At 44.0% G+C, this 493-nt stretch carries 1 protein-coding gene; it reads right to left on the bottom strand.

The genetic code is table 11. The features are described 5' to 3' along the window. On the bottom strand, positions 1 to 286 hold a 286-nt coding region (locus TW80_RS18340; RefSeq protein ID WP_204218531.1), incomplete at its 3' end, for a hypothetical protein. Positions 287 to 493: the final 207 nt, after the last annotated feature.

Below are 493 nucleotides of genomic sequence, written 5' to 3'. Positions count from 1 at the left end.
TCAAAACAAGTTGATTACTTGGGCCAGCATGACTGAAGCAATTTCCTGAAATAAACGCCTCACCCTCAATAGTGACGCTACATACAGCATTGCAGGGTAGAGGTTTATACAAATACCCATGTGCTTGCGGATCAGGCCTGCAGCCGCCTGTACAATCGTCGGTGTCGAGCTGGCTTTCTTCAGTCAAAATATAGCAAAGGTCGTCCGCAAAAGATGTGCTCGCGAATAAGCAAACGACGCAGATCGTGAGGTATTTCAACAAATAGAAATTAAGGGCATTTTTCATGACGAAAGGCTAACCCGAATTTGCGTTCGGATTAAATTAAAAGAATTGTCTGAGGCTAGAAACATAAGAAAGTGTATAGGTGTTGGGGCAACGCGGCGCTTTCAACTGTCAGAATGCAGAACAAGTTTAGGCGCATTCATTATTAGCTCGTGAATTTTCGATATTTTGGCTGCTCGTGGAACCAAGTTTCTCCGTCTGCGTTGTCTT

The sequence above is a fragment of the Loktanella sp. S4079 genome (assembly GCF_000967725.1).
Taxonomy (GTDB): Bacteria; Pseudomonadota; Alphaproteobacteria; order Rhodobacterales; family Rhodobacteraceae; genus Yoonia.
The sequence above is the reverse complement of the archived record's forward strand: the minus strand, read 5'-3'. Positions and strand labels throughout refer to the sequence as shown.